Raw genomic sequence first — 13199 nt, forward strand, 5'->3', positions numbered from 1 at the left:
GCGGGTCGCGGACCGCTACGCCTCCGCCACCGGGATGTCGGCCAGTGGCTTCCTGGGCCGCTGGCTGCTGATCACGGCGCTGCTGTTCGGCTGTTCGGCGCTGCTGTTGGTGCTGCGGGCCCGCAGGGCGACGAAGGACCGCCCGCCCGCCGTCCACTGATCGGCGGCACGCCAGCCGAGGGGGCGGGCGTGCCGCAGCAGTGCAGGGGTGCCGAGTCGCGCCCACGGGAACGCAGCCTCGGCGCCGGCGTCGGATCCGGCGCCGCTCACCAGGCGGACCTCGGCCCGCTCGTCCACATCCATCGGCACCGTCTCCGCGATCAACAGACCACCGGGGCACAGCAGTCGGGCCAGTCGGCGGAGCAGGGCGGCAGGGTCGCCGCCGATGCCGAGGTTGCCGTCGAGGAGCAGCGCGGTGTCCCAGCGGCCCTCGCCGGGCAGCGGTTCGAACACCGAGCGGGTGAGGGCCTGGCCGCCGAGCCGCCGGGTGCGGGCGACGGCGGCCCGGCTGACGTCGACGCCGAGCACGGGCCGCCCGCGGGCGGCGAGTTCGGCGACCAGCCGCCCCGGCCCGCACCCGACGTCGAGGACGGCGCCCTCGCACCGTTCCAGGACCTGGAGGTCCACCTCGTCGGCGCGGGCGCACCACCGTTCCACGTCCAGGGGCAGCATCCAGCCGTCGCCGCGGCGCAGGAACAGCGGGCCCCGGCCGGCGCGCAGGGCGTCGGCGTAGGGATCGCAGGCCCAGGCCGGGTGGTCCGAGGGCCGGGCCGGGTCCGAGGGCCGGGCCGGCCGCCGTATGGTGTCCTGCCTCTGCCCGCTCATCGGCCGCTGACCGCGCGCAGCCGGGCCAGTTCCGCCGCGAACCGGCCGTGCGGCGCGACCGCGGCCACGGCCTCGGCGTCGTCGGCCGTGTCGACGTCCCTGAGGACCGGCAGGTCGCGGACCCGCAGACCGGCGGCGGTCAGCCGGGCCCGCTGGACGGCACCGGTGGCGGACGTCGACATGGGCACCCCCCTCAGCAGCTCCGGGTCCGGTGCGGTGAGCCCGAGGGCCCAGAACCCGCCGTCCCGCGCCGGACCGAAGTACGCGTCGCAGGCCGCCAGGTCCACGGTCAGCAGCTCCGGGGTGATCTGCGGGGTGTCCATGCCGATGAGCAGGGCGGGGCCGTCGCAGTCGGCGAAGGCGGCGGCGAGCCGTTCGTCCAGCCCGCCGTCCCGCTGCGGTACGACGTCGAAGCCGGGCGGCAGCCAGGGGCCCGGCTCCCCGTCCAGGACCAGGACACGACGGTCCGCGGGGGCCGCGGCCACCGCGTCCAGGGTGTCCACGAGGGCGGCCTCGGCGAGCGCCGCCGCCTCGGCCGGGCTGAAGGGCGGGCACAGCCGGGTCTTCACGCGGCCCGGCCTCGGCTCCTTGGCGATGACGAGGAGCGTGGTCATCGGCGGGCCCCCTCCGCCTCGGCGGGCGCCGGAGTCTCGTTGAGGACGCGGCTCATGTCCCGCACCGCCTGCCAGGTGCCCCGCCAGGTACCCGTCACCTTCGAGGCCCCGGTGCGCGGCCGGTACGGCACGTCGTGCTCGGTGACGCGCCAGCCCGCGTCGGCGGCACGCACCACCATCTGGAGCGGATAGCCGCTGCGCCGGTCGGTCAGGCCGAGGGCGAGGAGCGGTTCACGGCGGGCGGCGCGCAGCGGGCCCAGGTCGTGCAGGCGCAGCCCCGTACGGCGGCGCACCATCCGGGCGAGCGCCAGATTGCCGGCCCGGGCGTGCGCGGGCCACGCGCCCCGGCCCTGCGGACGTCGTCTGCCGAGCACCAGGTCGGCCCGCCCGTCCGCGACCTCGGTGACGAAGGGGACGAGGAGGGACGGGTCGAGGGAGGCGTCGCAGTCGCAGAAGCACACGATGTCGGCGGTCGCGGCGGTCAGCCCGGCATGGCAGGCCGCCCCGAAGCCACGGCGCGGTTCATGGATCACCTGCGCGCCCAACGAGCGGGCGAGGTCCGCCGAACCGTCGGTCGAGCCGTTGTCCACGACGAGGGCGCGCCAGCCGGCCGGGATCCTGGCCAGCACCCAGGGCAGGGCCTCCGCCTCGTCCAGGCAGGGCAGCACGACGTCGACGCCGGAAGGCGGGGGAGAGGTAGTCACGGCTTTCACCCTACGAGGACGAACTTCGCACAACGGGCGCCGTCTCCTTACGAAACGCGGACGTCGACGGCCCCCGCACGGTCCGCGCCGCCCGAACGCCCGGCGAGGTGCGAGGCTGACCGCATGGAACAGCAACCGAGCCCACCGGCGGCTACGCGCGTCCTGGTGGTGGACGACGATCCCACGGTCGCCGAGGTCGTCACCGGATACCTCGACCGCGCCGGATACGCGGTGGACCGCGCCGACGACGGCCCGGCCGCGCTGGCCCGCGCCGCCGCGCACCGGCCCGACCTGGTCGTGCTGGACCTGATGCTGCCCGGCATGGACGGCCTGGAAGTGTGCCGTCGGCTGCGGGCGCGCGGTCCGGTCCCGGTCATCATGCTCACCGCGCGCGGCGACGAGGACGACCGCATCCTGGGCCTGGAGGTCGGCGCCGACGACTACGTCACCAAGCCGTTCAGCCCGCGCGAGCTGGTCCTGCGCGTCGAGTCCGTGCTGCGCCGCGCCCGGCCCGCACCCGACGTCCGGCTCCTCGGCTCGGCCGGTCTCCGCCTCGACCCGGCCGCCCGCCGCGCCACCCGCGACGGCACCGAACTCGCCCTGACCCTGCGGGAGTTCGACCTTCTCGCCTTCTTCCTCCGCAAGCCGGGCCGCGCGCACAGCCGCGAGGACCTGATGCGCGAGGTGTGGGGCTGGGACTTCGGCGATCTCTCCACGGTCACCGTCCACGTCCGCAGGCTGCGCGGCAAGATCGAGGACGACCCGGCGCGACCGCGGCTCATCCAGACGGTGTGGGGCGTCGGCTACCGTTTCGACCCCACGCGCACGCCCGCCGACGGTGAAGCGCGGCACGCCCCGTCCGAGGGCGGGAAGGACTGACGATGCGCGACACGCTGCTCATCGCCCTGTACGCGTTCCTCGGCGCCGTCGCGTCCGGCGGGCTGGGCGCGCTGGCACTGTGGCCGCTGCGCCGCCGTTCGCTCACCGCGTCGCTCGCCGTCGTGGCCGCCGTCGCCGTGACCGCCATGCTCGCCGGCACGCTCGCCGTCGCCTGGGCGATGTTCCTCTCCCCGCACGACCTGACCGTCGTCACCACGGTCGTCGCCATGGCCGCCGTCGTCTCCCTGGTCACCGCGCTGCTCCTCGGGCGCTGGGTCGTCGCCCGCAGCCGCGCCCTCCAGATCGCCGCCCGCTCCTTCGGCGACGGCGGCGACTTCACCGCCCCCGACGGCCCGGCCACGGCCGAACTCGCCGCGCTCAGCGCCGAGTTGGCCGCCACGAGTGCCAAGCTCGCCGCGTCCAGGGAACGCGAGCGGGCCCTGGAGTCCTCCCGGCGTGAACTCGTCGCCTGGATCTCCCACGACCTGCGCACCCCGCTCGCAGGTCTGCGCGCCATGGCCGAGGCGCTGGAGGACGGGGTCGCCGCCGACCCCCACCGCTATCTCCGGCAGATCCGTACCGAGGTCGAGAGCCTCGACGGCATGGTCGGCGACCTCTTCGAGCTCTCCCGCATCCACGCGGGCAGCCTGACGCTGACCTTCTCCCGGATGTCCCTGTACGACCTCGTCGGGGACGCCCTGGCGGGCGCCGACCCACTCGCCCGCGAACACGGTGTGCGGCTCGCCGCCGTGCGCGTCGAACCCGTGCCGGTCGAGGTCGACGGCAAGGAGATGAGCCGGGTCCTCGCCAACCTGCTGGTCAACGCGATCCGCCGGACCCCCGCCGACGGCACCGTCGCGGTGGCGGCCGAGCGGTCCCCGGACGGCGTGGTGCTCTCCGTGACCGACGGCTGCGGCGGCATCGCCGAGGAGGACCTGCCCCGGGTCTTCGACACCGGCTGGCGCGGCACCCACGCCCGCACACCCCCGGCCGGCGCGGGCCTCGGCCTCGCCATCGTCCGGGGCATCGTGGAGGCCCACCAGGGCCACGCCTCCGTACGCAACATCCCCGGCGGCTGCCGTTTCGAGGTGGTGCTGCCCGCGGCCGCTTCCTGAAAGCGGGCAGCACCACCGGTCCAGGGGGCCTACGCGCCGCGCATCCCGGCCCGGGCGAACTCCCGCATCCCCTCGGCGAACCCGACCTCCGGCTTCCAGCCCAGCTCGGCCCGCAGCCGTCGCGAGTCGGCGGTGATGTGCCGGACGTCCCCCAGCCGGTACTCCCCGGTGACGACCGGTTCGGGTCCGCCGTGGGCGGCGGCCAGCGCCCGCGCCATCTCCCCGACGGTGTGCGGCTCGCCGCTCCCGGTGTTGTACACGGTGAGCGCGCCGGTGGCCGTGTCCGCCTCCAGCGCCGCCGCGTTGGCCGCCGCCACGTCCCGGACGTGGACGAAGTCCCGCCGCTGACGGCCGTCCTCGAACACCCGGGGCGCCTCACCGCGTGCGAGCGCGGAACGGAAGAACGACGCCACCCCCGCGTACGGGGTGTCCCGCGGCATCCGGGGCCCGTACACGTTGTGGTAGCGCAGTGAGACGGCGGTTCCGCCCGTGGCCCGCGCCCAGGCCGCCGCCAGATGCTCCTGGGCGAGTTTCGTCGTGGCGTACACATTGCGCGGGTCGACCGGCGCGTCCTCCTCCACCAGCCCCGGCGACAGCGTGGCCCCGCACTTCGGGCACAGCGGCTCGAAGCGCCCGGCGTCCAGATCGACGGTATCCCGTGGCCCCGGCCGCACCACGCCGTGCCGCGCGCACGCGTACCGTCCCTCCCCGTACACCACCATCGACCCCGCCAGCACGAGCCGCCGCACCCCCGCGTCCGCCATGGCGGTGAGCAGCACGGCGGTCCCCAGGTCGTTGCGGGAGACGTATTCCGGCGCGTCGGTGAACCCCGTGCCCAGACCGACCATCGCCGCCTGATGGCACACGGCGTCCACACCGTCCAGCGCACGGGCGACGGCATGGCGGTCCCGTACGTCCGCGCCCGCGTCCGCCGCCACGTCGAACACGACCGGCTCGTGGCCGTGTTCCGCCAACGCGTCGACGACATGGGACCCGATGAATCCGGCACCGCCGGTGACCAGTACTCGCATACGGCCCACGCTAGAACCGGCCACCGGCCGCATCCCAGGACCACGCCGCGCACGTCACGCTTCCGTAAGACGGCGACGGTGGGACGACGACGGTGGGACGACGACGGTGGGACGGCGACGGTGGGAGGACGACGGTGGAGGACTGACCGACGGGCCAGTGCAGGAAGGGCCTGCCTCAGCGGCGAGGCGTGACCGCCGTGCGGGCACCGTCCGAGAAGCGGACAATACGAGCATGGGGCGTCGGCTCTCCGATGTGAGCGCACCAGCGCGGCTGGCCGGACCGGACGAAGGCATCGGCCAGGACGAACTGGCGCTGGCCGCCCGCAATCACGGCCTGCCGCTGGAGGCCCTGCGGTACGACCTCACTCCGCCCGGACTGCACTACGTCCTCACCCACTACGACATCCCGTACGTCGCCGACGAGGCGTCCTGGGAACTGACCGTCGGGGGTGGCGTCCGCCGGCCCCTGCGTCTCACCCCGGCGGATCTGCGCGCGTACCCCGCCGTCACCCTGCGTGTCACCCTGGAATGCGCCGGCAACGGGCGGGCCCTGCTGACGCCCCGGCCGGTCAGCCAGCCATGGCTGGTCGAGGCGGTCGGCACCGCGGAGTGGACGGGAGTCCCGCTGCGGCTGCTGCTCGCCGACGCCGGGGTCGAGGACGGTGCCGTCGACGTCGTCTTCACCGGCGCCGACCACGGCGTGGAGCGCGGCGTCGAACAGGACTACCAGCGCGCCCTCCCCGTGGACGTGGCCGTCGGCGACCGGGCCGACGTGCTGGTCGCCCACTCGATGAACGGTGCCCCGCTGCCTCCCCAGCACGGCCGCCCGCTGCGCCTCGTGGTCCCCGGCTGGTACGGCATGGCGCACGTGAAGTGGCTGCGCGACATCACCGTGACCGACCGTCCGTTCACCGGTTTCCAGCAGACCGTGGCCTACCGGCTCCGGCAGCAGCCCGAGGAGGAGGGCGAACCGGTCACCCGCATGGCACCTCGCGCCCTGCTGATCCCGCCCGGCTTCCCCGACTTCATGTCGCGGGCGCGGGTCGTCCGGCCCGGCGTTCTGGCCTTGGAGGGCCGCGCCTGGTCGGGGCGGGCGCCGGTGTCGCGGGTGGAGATCAGCACGGACGGCGGACGCGGTTGGGGCGAGGCCGAGGTCGAGCCGGAGGGCGCGCATCGCTGGGCCTGGCGCCGGTGGCGCTTCGCGTGGAGGGCCGTGCCCGGCGACCATGTCCTGATGGCACGGGCCACCGACGCCGAGGGCCGCACCCAGCCGCTGGACCAGCCCTGGAACCGGGGCGGGTTCACCAACAACCTGGTCCAACGGGTACCCGTCGTGTGCCTGGGGTCCGGGAGCTGAACGGAACGGACGGAGCGACTCAGTCGCCGGTCCCCTCCGCGAGGGTGTGTGCGACGAGGGCGTTCGCGTGGCCGTGACCCAGGCGGTGCTCGGTCTTCAGCCAGTTCACGAGTTCCATGTGCTTGGTCAGCGGCGAGGAGCGGATGAGGTCCTTCCACTCCGCGATCGGTCGGCCGTACTTCTTCTCGATGGAGGGGAAGTAACTGGCAGGGCCCTTCACGGTGGCGGTCATGTCGATGATCCTGTCTGTCCGTTGCCTTGGGAGCATGTCGTCGCCGGTATGACCGAGCGGCAGCGGTCGAATCATCGGCCGACGCGTGTGCTCCGCGTCACCTTGCGCGTCCTGTGCGGGGCGACGGCCGGACAGCCCCGTCAGCGCCGGGAGTTCATGAGCGACGGGGTTTCATCGCCAACGGCGGCTGTGCGGAGCCCGGACCACCACCCGGCCGTGGATCTTCCGGCCGACCAGTTCCACGCGCAGGATCACCGGGGTGTCCGAACTCGCCGGAGCGGGCCGGTGCTTGACCTTGCTGTGCGTCAGTTGCAGTCCGTCGGTGTCGACCACGATGCCCGGCCTCGTGATCAGCTTCAGGGTCTTGCCCATCATGTTCAGGTCGATGCGCAGAGTGTCGTGAGTGATCACCGCGTCGGTGAAGTCGAGCGTCACCGCGCAGAACGTCACCGCGAGGTGCAGCCTCCGCGGCACCACCCAGCGGCCCAGACGCTCGACCGGGCCGCTGTGGACCTGCTCGATCCGCACCAGGTCCTTGGCCTCCGCCCCGGCCGCGCCGGCCATGGCCGACGCGGGCAGGTCGGCGGTGAGCGGGGCCAGATCGCCCAGGGTTCGCGCCGACAGGGCCGCTTCCAGGCGCTCGTCGAGCTCCTCGGCGGTCAGCAGGCCGTCGCCCGCGGCGACGCGCAGCACGTCCACCACCCGGTCGCGGTCCGCGTGGGAGGCCCGCACCTCGGGCGACGACACGGCGCCGAGGCGCTTCCAGGTGGGTGAGATCTCTCCCGGCATGCTTCCGTCCCGCTCCCCGTCGAATGCATCGATGCGACGCGGCCCGCGACGCGAGGCCAAGGCTAGCGCTATATCGCGATATGGATCCAGGGGTTGCCGCGTGTCCCGGCGGGTGGCGGGGCGCCAAGTCAGTGGCGGGTCGAGGAAGTCCGGGCCACCGTCAGGGGTCCGTCAAGGATGCCCGTACGGCCGTAAGGGACCCGTCAAGAGCGGCCGTTTCCCACCCGAACGGCGTTCTCCTCTAGGTGTCCGACGTACTTCCGCACCTCATCCAGGAGTTCGCGATGGCCGATATGGCCTTCGTCGTCACCACGATCGCGGTGTTCGCGCTGGTGGCTCTCGTCGCCAGGGGGGTGACGAAGCTGTGACCGCCGAGAACGTCGTCGGCCTGGTCGTGGCCGTCGCCCTGCTGGGATATCTCGTCCTCGCCCTGCTCTTCCCGGAGAGGTTCTGACCAGCGCCATGGGTCCCGTACTCGCCGGTGTGCTTCAACTGCTCGCGCTCGTCGTGGCACTGGGGCTCGCCCACCGCCCCCTGGGCGACCACATGGCCAGGGTCTACTCCTCCGACCGGCACTGGCGGGTCGAGAAGTGGATCTACCGGGCCGTGGGCGCCGACCCCGGCACCCAGATGCGCTGGCCCGCCTATCTGCGCGGAGTGCTGGCGTTCTCGGCCGTCGGGGTGCTCTTCCTCTATCTGCTTCAGCGACTCCAGGGCGTCCTGCCCGGCTCGCTCGGCTTCTCCGCCATCGACCCGGACCAGGCGTTCAACACCGCCGCGTCGTTCGTCACCAACACCAACTGGCAGTCGTACTACGGCGAACAGTCCATGGGCCATGTCGTGCAGACGGCCGGTCTCGCCGTGCAGAACTTCGTCTCCGCGGCCGTCGGCATCGCCGTCGCCGTGGCGCTGGTCCGGGGCTTCGCCCGCTCACGCACCGGTGAACTCGGCAACTTCTGGGCCGACATGGTGCGCGGCGTCACCCGCATCCTGCTGCCGGGCGCCTTCCTCGCCGCGATCGTGCTGGTGGCCTGTGGCGCCCTCCAGAACTTCTCCGGCATCCACGAGGTCGGCCAGTTCCTCGGCGGCTCGCAGCAGTGGAACGGGGGAGCGGTCGCCTCGCAGGAGGCGATCAAGGAGCTGGGGACGAACGGCGGCGGCTACTTCAACGCCAACTCCGCCCACCCCTTCGAGAATCCGACGCCCTTCACCAACCTCTTCGAGATCTTCCTGATGCTCGTCGTCCCGTTCTCCCTCACCCGCACGTTCGGCGTGATGGTCGGCTCGGTGAAGCAGGGATACGCGATCCTCGCGACCATGGCCACGATCTGGCTCGGCTTCACCGTGCTGATGATGTGGGCCGAGTTCGCCCACCACGGCCCGGCGACGCAGGTCGCGGGCGGGGCGTACGAGGGCAAGGAGGTGCGGTTCGGCGTGGGCTCGTCGTCGATCTTCGCCGTCTCGACCACGCTCACGTCGACCGGCGCCGTGGACTCCTTCCACTCCTCCTTCACCGGTCTCGGCGGCGGCATCACCATGCTGGGGATGATGCTGGGCGAGATCGCGCCCGGCGGCACCGGCTCGGGCCTCTACGGCATGCTGATCATGGCGGTCATCGCGGTGTTCATCGCCGGTCTGATGGTCGGCCGTACGCCCGAGTACCTCGGCAAGAAGATCGGAACCCGCGAGATCAAGCTGGCGGCCTGCTACCTCCTGGTGACCCCCGCGCTGGTGCTCGTCCTCACCTCCGTCGCCATCGCCCTCCCGACCCCCGCCCACTCGATGACCAACAGCGGGGCCCACGGGTTCTCCGAGATCCTTTACGCCTACACCTCGGGCGCCAACAACAACGGCTCGGCCTTCGCCGGCCTGAACGCGAACACCGAGTGGTTCAACACCACGATCGGACTCGCGATGCTGCTCGGCCGTTTCCTGCCGATGGTGTTCGTCCTGGCGCTGGCCGGCTCGCTCGCCGGGCAGAAACCGATCCCGGTGACCGCGGGCACCCTGCGCACCGAGAAGCCGCTGTTCACCGGCCTGTTGGTCGGAGCGATCCTCATCATCGCCGGTCTGACGTACTTCCCGGCGCTCGCGCTGGGCCCGCTGGCCGAGGGGCTGGCGTCATGATCACCCGTACCGAAAGCGAAGAGATGTCCACAGCCACCCCGACCCGGGCGCCGCACGGCGACCGACCCACCGGGCACAAGACCCCCGAGGGCCGGGTCGGCGCCGGCCTCTTCGACCCCGGGCAGCTCATCAGGTCGCTGCCGGACGCCTTCCGCAAACTCGACCCACGGGTGATGGTCACGTCGCCCGTGATGTTCGTGGTGTGGATCGGCTCCGTCCTGACCACGGTGTTCTCCTTCACGGACCCCGGCGACTGGTTCGGCTGGACCATCAGCGCCTGGCTGTGGCTGACGGTCGTCTTCGCCAACCTGGCGGAGGCCGTCGCCGAGGGACGCGGCAAGGCGCAGGCCGACACCCTGCGCAGGGCCAAGACCGACACCGTCGCCCGACGGCTCCTCGACGGCGGCGCGGAGGAGCGGGTCCCGGGCACGGACCTGCGGATCGGTGACCTCGTGGTCTGTGAGGCGGGTGATGTCGTCCCCGGTGACGGCGACGTCGTCGAGGGCGTCGCGTCCGTCGACGAGTCGGCGATCACCGGCGAGTCGGCTCCGGTCATCCGCGAGTCCGGCGGCGACCGGTCCGCGGTCACCGGCGGCACCAAGGTCCTCTCCGACCGGATCGTCATCAGGATCACGACGAGGCCCGGCGAGACGTTCATCGACCGGATGATCAACCTCGTCGAGGGCGCGGCCCGTCAGAAGACACCCAACGAGATCGCGCTGAACATCCTCCTGGCGTCCCTCACCATCGTGTTCCTGCTGGCGGTGGCGACCCTGCCGCCGTTCGCCGACTACGCGGGCACCCATCTGACGACGGTCGTGCTGGTGGCGCTGCTGGTCTGCCTCATCCCGACGACGATCGGCGCGCTGCTGTCCGCGATCGGCATCGCCGGCATGGACCGGCTGGTCCAGCGCAATGTGCTCGCCATGTCCGGGCGCGCCGTCGAGGCCGCCGGGGACGTGTCCACGCTGCTGCTCGACAAGACCGGCACCATCACGCTCGGCAACCGCCGGGCCGCCGAGTTCGTGCCGGTGAGCGGCGCGACCGAGGCCGAGGTCGCCGACGCCGCCCAGCTCTCCTCGCTGGCCGACGAGACCCCCGAGGGCCGGTCCGTCGTCGTCCTGGCGAAGGAGCGGTACGGGCTGCGCGAGCGGCACCGGGGCGAGTTGGCGCAGGCCGAGTGGATCGCCTTCACCGCGCAGACCCGCATGTCGGGTGTCGACGTGGACGGCCGCAAGGTCCGCAAGGGCGCCGCGGGCGCGGTCACCGCCTGGGTCCGGGAGCGGGGCGGGACGGTCGCCGAGGACGCGGAGAGCGCGGCCGACCGTATCGCCGCGGCCGGCGGCACCCCGCTGCTGGTCGCCGTGGAGGACACCGACGGCGCCCGCGTGCTGGGCGTCGTCCACCTCAAGGACGTCGTCAAGGACGGCATGCGGGAGCGGTTCGCGGAACTGCGCCGCATGGGCATCAGGACCGTCATGATCACCGGTGACAACCCGCTGACCGCGAAGGCGATCGCCGAGGAGGCCGGCGTCGACGACTTCCTCGCGGAGGCCACCCCCGAGGACAAGATGGCCCTCATCAAACGGGAGCAGGCCGGCGGCAAGCTCGTCGCGATGACCGGCGACGGCACCAACGACGCGCCCGCCCTGGCCCAGGCGGACGTGGGCGTCGCCATGAACACCGGGACGTCGGCCGCCAAGGAGGCCGGCAACATGGTCGACCTCGACTCCGACCCGACCAAGCTGATCGAGATCGTCGAGATCGGCAAACAGCTCCTCATCACGCGGGGCGCGCTCACCACGTTCTCCATCGCCAACGACGTCGCGAAGTACTTCGCGATCATCCCGGCGCTGTTCGCGGCCGTCTACCCGGGCCTCGACAAGCTCAACATCATGGCCCTGTCCTCGCCGGACTCCGCGATCCTGTCCGCCGTCGTCTTCAACGCGCTGATCATCGTCGCGCTGGTGCCGCTCTCCCTGAAGGGCGTGCGGTACCGGCCGATGAGCGCCGACAGGATGCTCCGCCGCAACCTCACCGTCTACGGCATCGGCGGACTGATCGCCCCCTTCGTCGGCATCAAGCTCATCGACCTGCTCCTCTCCCTCATCCCGGGGCTGTGATTCCTGAAAGGCCGCCTGACCGCCATGAACAACTCCGTATCGAACACCGGCCGGTTGCTGTGGGCGGGGCTCAGGGCCCTGCTGGTGCTGACCCTGCTCACGGGCGTCGTCTACCCGCTGGCCGTCACCGGCGTCGCCCAGGCGCTGTTCCACGACAAGGCGAACGGCTCGGAGATCTCGTACGACGGGAAGGTCGTCGGTTCCTCGCTGATCGGCCAACAGGGCTACAGCCTGGACTACTTCCAGCCCCGGCCGGCGGGCGGTCTCGGCGAGAACTCGGTCAACACCCGGTACCGGCTGATCCTCTCGGGCGCGACCAACCTCTCCGCCGACAACAAGAAGCTCGTCGCGTCGGTCGAGGAGGCGAAGGCGAAGGTCGTCGAGGACAACTCCGTGCCCGGCTACACCGTCGAGCCCTCCCAGGTCCCCGCCGACGCGGTCACCTCCTCCGGCTCCGGCCTCGACCCCGACATCTCCCCGGCCTACGCCGACCTTCAGATCCACCGGGTCGCCGAGAAGAACGGCCTGACCGTCGCCCGGGTGCGGAAGCTGGTCGACGAGCACACCGAGGGCCGCACCCTCGGCTTCATGGGCGAGCCCCGGGTGAACGTCCTGGAACTCAACATCGCGCTCAAGGAACTCCTGGCCGAGAGCTGACCACCGCAGCCGACAACAGGAAGGCGCTCACCGATGACCCGGGTGCTGGTCGTGGAGGACGACCCCCAGCTCGTACGCGCGCTCGTCATCAACCTGCGCGCCCGCCACTACGCGGTCGACGCGGCCCCCGACGGGACCACGGCACTCCGGCTGGCGGCCGCACACCGGCCCGACGTGGTCATGCTCGACCTGGGGCTGCCCGACATGGACGGCGTCGACGTCATCAGGGGCCTGCGCGGCCGAACCCCCGCCCCCATCCTCGTGCTGTCCGCGCGGACCGCCTCGCAGGACAGGGCCGCGGCCCTCGACGCGGGCGCCGACGACTACATCACCAAACCGTTCGCCATGGACGCGCTGGTGACCCGGCTGCGCGCCGCCGCCCGCCGGCCGGAGGCCACCCCCGTCCCACCCGGCGTGACACGGGTCGCGACGGACGGCCTCACCGTCGACCTGGTCGCCAGGAAGGCCACCAGGGACGGCCACGACATCCGCCTCACCCCGACCGAATGGCATCTGCTGGAGATCCTGATCACCAGCCCCGGCCGCCTCGTCCCGCGGCAGGACCTGCTGCGGGAGGTGTGGGGGCCGCCCCAGGGCGACCGGACCCCCTACCTGCGGGTGTACATGGCCCAGCTGCGCCGCAAACTGGAGGCGGACCCCTCCCGGCCCCGTCACCTCGTCACCGAGCCGGGGACGGGCTACCGCTTCGAGACGTGACCGCCCGCCCCACGGCCGGAACCGCGCAC

Annotated in this window: 15 protein-coding genes; 9 read left to right on the plus strand and 6 right to left on the minus strand. The window is 72.5% G+C overall.

The annotated features are described in order from the left end of the window. Window positions 1-15 precede the first annotated feature (15 nt). The 3 genes from SMA5143A_RS38540 to SMA5143A_RS38550 are packed head-to-tail and all read right to left on the minus strand — an operon-like array spanning window position 16 to window position 2152. Window positions 16-825 (minus strand): class I SAM-dependent methyltransferase, encoded by an 810-nt coding sequence (locus SMA5143A_RS38540; protein ID WP_107467446.1) that lies wholly within the window; start codon window positions 823-825, stop codon window positions 16-18. Continuing rightward, window positions 822-1439 (minus strand): TIGR04282 family arsenosugar biosynthesis glycosyltransferase, encoded by a 618-nt coding sequence (locus SMA5143A_RS38545; RefSeq protein ID WP_107467447.1) that lies wholly within the window; start codon window positions 1437-1439, stop codon window positions 822-824. The genes SMA5143A_RS38540 and SMA5143A_RS38545 overlap by 4 nt, the downstream gene beginning before the upstream one ends. After that, complete coding sequence (locus tag SMA5143A_RS38550) at window positions 1436-2152, minus strand: glycosyltransferase family 2 protein (RefSeq protein ID WP_107467448.1); 717 nt, start codon at window positions 2150-2152, stop codon at window positions 1436-1438. The genes SMA5143A_RS38545 and SMA5143A_RS38550 overlap by 4 nt, the downstream gene beginning before the upstream one ends. A 114-nt stretch (window positions 2153-2266) precedes the next feature. Here SMA5143A_RS38550 and SMA5143A_RS38555 point away from each other — a divergent pair, with 114 nt between their 5' ends. Both SMA5143A_RS38555 and SMA5143A_RS38560 read left to right on the plus strand, forming a co-directional pair. Next, complete coding sequence (locus SMA5143A_RS38555; RefSeq protein WP_107467449.1) at window positions 2267-3022, plus strand: response regulator transcription factor; 756 nt, start codon at window positions 2267-2269, stop codon at window positions 3020-3022. A gap of 2 nt (window positions 3023-3024) precedes the next feature. Then, a complete protein-coding gene (locus tag SMA5143A_RS38560; protein WP_107467450.1) occupies window positions 3025-4137 on the plus strand; it encodes a sensor histidine kinase in 1113 nt (370 codons plus the stop codon). Window positions 4138-4166: 29 nt separating this feature from the next. Here the strand turns inward: SMA5143A_RS38560 and SMA5143A_RS38565 are convergent, their stop codons facing one another. Then, window positions 4167-5168 carry an NAD-dependent epimerase/dehydratase family protein gene (locus tag SMA5143A_RS38565; RefSeq protein ID WP_107467451.1) on the minus strand — a complete coding sequence of 334 codons (1002 nt, stop codon included), beginning with the start codon at window positions 5166-5168 and terminating at the stop codon, window positions 4167-4169. 232 nt (window positions 5169-5400) lie between these two features. On the opposite strand from SMA5143A_RS38565, the gene SMA5143A_RS38570 reads away from it, so the two are divergent. Further along, a complete protein-coding gene (locus tag SMA5143A_RS38570) occupies window positions 5401-6525 on the plus strand; it encodes a sulfite oxidase (RefSeq protein ID WP_107467452.1) in 1125 nt (374 codons plus the stop codon). A gap of 19 nt (window positions 6526-6544) precedes the next feature. Here the strand turns inward: SMA5143A_RS38570 and SMA5143A_RS38575 are convergent, their stop codons facing one another. Further along, the gene (locus SMA5143A_RS38575; protein WP_107467453.1) at window positions 6545-6757 is read right to left on the minus strand and encodes a DUF4287 domain-containing protein; all 213 of its coding nucleotides are present in this window, start codon (window positions 6755-6757) and stop codon (window positions 6545-6547) included. A gap of 171 nt (window positions 6758-6928) precedes the next feature. Next, the gene (locus SMA5143A_RS38580; protein WP_107467454.1) at window positions 6929-7546 is read right to left on the minus strand and encodes a DUF1707 SHOCT-like domain-containing protein; all 618 of its coding nucleotides are present in this window, start codon (window positions 7544-7546) and stop codon (window positions 6929-6931) included. A gap of 245 nt (window positions 7547-7791) precedes the next feature. Between SMA5143A_RS38580 and SMA5143A_RS44395 the strand changes: the two genes are divergently transcribed. The 6 genes from SMA5143A_RS44395 to SMA5143A_RS38605 are packed head-to-tail and all read left to right on the plus strand — an operon-like array spanning window position 7792 to window position 13170. Continuing rightward, on the plus strand, window positions 7792-7914 hold the full coding sequence (locus SMA5143A_RS44395) for a hypothetical protein (protein ID WP_258193988.1): 123 nt from the start codon (window positions 7792-7794) through the stop codon (window positions 7912-7914). Further along, window positions 7911-8000, plus strand: coding sequence for a K(+)-transporting ATPase subunit F (gene kdpF / locus SMA5143A_RS38585; RefSeq protein WP_037817630.1), 90 nt, complete (start codon window positions 7911-7913; stop codon window positions 7998-8000). The genes SMA5143A_RS44395 and kdpF overlap by 4 nt, the downstream gene beginning before the upstream one ends. Window positions 8001-8008: 8 nt before the next feature. Further along, window positions 8009-9673 carry a potassium-transporting ATPase subunit KdpA gene (gene kdpA, locus SMA5143A_RS38590; protein ID WP_107467455.1) on the plus strand — a complete coding sequence of 555 codons (1665 nt, stop codon included), beginning with the start codon at window positions 8009-8011 and terminating at the stop codon, window positions 9671-9673. A 23-nt stretch (window positions 9674-9696) separates the two neighbouring features. Further along, window positions 9697-11796 carry a potassium-transporting ATPase subunit KdpB gene (gene kdpB, locus SMA5143A_RS38595; RefSeq protein WP_107467484.1) on the plus strand — a complete coding sequence of 700 codons (2100 nt, stop codon included), beginning with the start codon at window positions 9697-9699 and terminating at the stop codon, window positions 11794-11796. Window positions 11797-11820: 24 nt separating this feature from the next. Next, window positions 11821-12453, plus strand: coding sequence for a potassium-transporting ATPase subunit C (locus SMA5143A_RS38600; RefSeq protein WP_107467456.1), 633 nt, complete (start codon window positions 11821-11823; stop codon window positions 12451-12453). Between the two features lie 33 nt (window positions 12454-12486). After that, window positions 12487-13170, plus strand: a complete 684-nt coding sequence (locus SMA5143A_RS38605; RefSeq protein ID WP_107467457.1) for a response regulator — start codon at window positions 12487-12489, stop codon at window positions 13168-13170. Window positions 13171-13199: the final 29 nt, after the last annotated feature.

Source organism: Streptomyces sp. MA5143a, from assembly GCF_900290235.1.
Lineage (GTDB): Bacteria > Actinomycetota > Actinomycetes > Streptomycetales > Streptomycetaceae > Streptomyces.

Excerpts from the sequence above, each read along its gene's own strand:
- SMA5143A_RS38540 (WP_107467446.1), bottom strand. The coding sequence starts at position 825 with ATGAGCGGGCAGAGGCAGGACACCATACGGCGGCCGGCCCGGCCCTCG.
- SMA5143A_RS38545 (WP_107467447.1), bottom strand. The coding sequence starts at position 1,439 with ATGACCACGCTCCTCGTCATCGCCAAGGAGCCGAGGCCGGGCCGCGTG.
- SMA5143A_RS38555 (WP_107467449.1), top strand. The coding sequence starts at position 2,267 with ATGGAACAGCAACCGAGCCCACCGGCGGCTACGCGCGTCCTGGTGGTG.
- SMA5143A_RS38560 (WP_107467450.1), top strand. The coding sequence starts at position 3,025 with ATGCGCGACACGCTGCTCATCGCCCTGTACGCGTTCCTCGGCGCCGTC.
- SMA5143A_RS38565 (WP_107467451.1), bottom strand. The coding sequence starts at position 5,168 with ATGCGAGTACTGGTCACCGGCGGTGCCGGATTCATCGGGTCCCATGTC.
- SMA5143A_RS38570 (WP_107467452.1), top strand. The coding sequence starts at position 5,401 with ATGGGGCGTCGGCTCTCCGATGTGAGCGCACCAGCGCGGCTGGCCGGA.
- SMA5143A_RS38575 (WP_107467453.1), bottom strand. The coding sequence starts at position 6,757 with ATGACCGCCACCGTGAAGGGCCCTGCCAGTTACTTCCCCTCCATCGAG.
- SMA5143A_RS38580 (WP_107467454.1), bottom strand. The coding sequence starts at position 7,546 with ATGCCGGGAGAGATCTCACCCACCTGGAAGCGCCTCGGCGCCGTGTCG.
- kdpA (WP_107467455.1), top strand. The coding sequence starts at position 8,009 with ATGGGTCCCGTACTCGCCGGTGTGCTTCAACTGCTCGCGCTCGTCGTG.
- kdpB (WP_107467484.1), top strand. The coding sequence starts at position 9,697 with ATGTCCACAGCCACCCCGACCCGGGCGCCGCACGGCGACCGACCCACC.
- SMA5143A_RS38600 (WP_107467456.1), top strand. The coding sequence starts at position 11,821 with ATGAACAACTCCGTATCGAACACCGGCCGGTTGCTGTGGGCGGGGCTC.
- SMA5143A_RS38605 (WP_107467457.1), top strand. The coding sequence starts at position 12,487 with ATGACCCGGGTGCTGGTCGTGGAGGACGACCCCCAGCTCGTACGCGCG.